Below are 1,894 nucleotides of genomic sequence, written 5' to 3'. Positions count from 1 at the left end.
TGGCGGGTGTGGCGGGGGGCGTACCCGCGACACCAGGGGAATCGTTGGTCGAACGGGTGGCCCGGACCACCCCGACTGCATACCATCGATCACCGCACGGCCTTTGTGCACCGACGCACAATCTCCCGGCCCTGGAGGCTCCTTTGCACCGTCGCACAGCGCTCTCCGTCTCCGCCGCCCTGCTCGTCGCGGCCCCCCTGCTGTCCGCCTGCTCGGGCGGGGCCCGGCCCGGGACCGCGGCCGTCGTCGGCGGCGAGCGGATCACGACCTCCGCACTCCAGGCCCAGGTGGTCGCCGTCCGCGACGCCCAGAACCGGGCCGACGGCAGCGCCGCCCAGCTGATCCAGGCCTCGCCGGGCCTGGAGCGGGTCAAGCTCAACAAGATGATCCAGACCGCCGTCCTGGAGCGCGCCGCGAAGGACGCGGGGGTGACGGTCTCCCCGCGGGAGGTCGGCGAGTTCCGCCAGGCCCAGCTGGAGAAGGCCGGCAGCAGCGAGCGGCTGGAGGCCTCCGCGCTGGAGCAGGCGCAGCTGGCGCCCGCGCAGCTGGAGGCGGACGCCCGCTTCAAGCTGCTGCGCGACAAGCTCTTCGAGCACTACGGCAGCCAGGACAAGGCGCTGGAGCGGCTCGCGGCCGCCGCGAAGGAGCTGCACATCAAGGTGAACCCGCGCTACGGAGTGTGGGACGCCCAGCAGATCGTCCTCGGCGACCAGGCCACCCCCTGGATCACCCAGCGCAGCCGCCCCGAGCAGGCCGCCGCGGGGGCCTGACCCGGCCCCCGGGGGCCCGCCGCCGCGGCGCGGGGCAGGGCGGTAGGTTCGAAGGGTGAACTCCCACTCCGCCGAACCCGCCGCCGCTCCCGCCGTCCCCGACACCGGGCGGATCGTCCTGCTGACCGTCAGCCACCGGGTCGCGCCCGGCCTGCTGTCCTGGCCGGCCTGGCAGGCGCTGCGCACCGCGGACGAGGTGCTGTGCGCCGCCGCGGACCATCCGCAGCTGCCGTACCTGCGCGAGGCAGGCGTCGAGGTCGGCTTCGCCGTGCCGGACGCGCAGGAGCTGGTCGAGGCCTGCGCCGGCGGCCGCACGGTCGTGGTGATCCCCGGCGGGGAGGGCGACCGGCGGCTGACCGACGGGCTGGCCCGGCTCGCCGGCTCCGGCCGGGTCGCGATGCCCGAGCTGGAGCTGCTGCCCGGCTCCTACGACCTGCCCGGTGCGCGGCTCCTCGACCTCGTCCAGGTGATGGACCGGGTCCGCCGCGAGTGCCCTTGGACCTCCCGGCAGACCCATCAGGGGCTGGTGAAGTACGCCATCGAGGAGTCGTACGAGCTGGTCGAGGCGATCGAGGAGGGCAGCCGGCAGGAGCTGCGCGAGGAACTCGGCGACGTCCTGCTCCAGGTGGTCTTCCACGCGCGGATCGCCGAGGAGCACCCCGAGGAGCCGTTCTCCGTGGACGACGTGGCGGGCACCCTCGTCGAGAAGCTGGTCCACCGCCACCCGCACGTCTTCGGGGACGCCGAGGCGAAGACCGCGGAGGACGTCGGCGCCCACTGGCAGCGCACCAAGGCGGCGGAGAAGCGCCGCGCGTCGGTCACGGACGGGATCCCGCTCGGGCAGCCCGGCCTGGCGCTCGCGGCGAAGCTCGCCGGGCGGGTGCGGGCGGGCGGGCCGGCCGTCGCCCTGCCGGCCGGCGAGGGCGTCGGGTACGAGCTGCTGCGGCTCGCGGCGCGCGCCGAGGCGGAGGGCACCGACCCGGAGACGGCCCTGCGGGCGGCGGCCCGCGCCTACCGCGACGCGATCCGCGCCGCCGAGGGCCTCGACGCCGCCCCCGCCGAGGACACCGGCGCCGACGGGGCGGACGGGGTGGACGGGGCGTACGGGGCCGCGGAGTAGGGGG

At 76.0% G+C, this 1,894-nt stretch carries 2 protein-coding genes; both read left to right on the top strand.

Features of this window, described 5'->3' with window-relative positions; genetic code table 11:
- Nucleotides 1-143 precede the first annotated feature (143 nt).
- Nucleotides 144-770, top strand: a complete 627-nt coding sequence (locus EF903_RS32175) for a SurA N-terminal domain-containing protein (protein ID WP_125548483.1) — start codon at nucleotides 144-146, stop codon at nucleotides 768-770.
- A 55-nt stretch (nucleotides 771-825) separates the two neighbouring features.
- Nucleotides 826-1,890 (top strand): nucleoside triphosphate pyrophosphohydrolase, encoded by a 1,065-nt coding sequence (locus tag EF903_RS32170; RefSeq protein ID WP_125548482.1) that lies wholly within the window; start codon nucleotides 826-828, stop codon nucleotides 1,888-1,890.
- Nucleotides 1,891-1,894 lie beyond the last annotated feature (4 nt).

This window comes from Streptomyces sp. WAC05292 (genome assembly GCF_003949955.1).
In the GTDB taxonomy this organism is placed as follows: Bacteria; Actinomycetota; Actinomycetes; order Streptomycetales; family Streptomycetaceae; genus Streptomyces; species Streptomyces globosus.
This window is presented reverse-complemented; position numbering and strand designations above follow the sequence as displayed.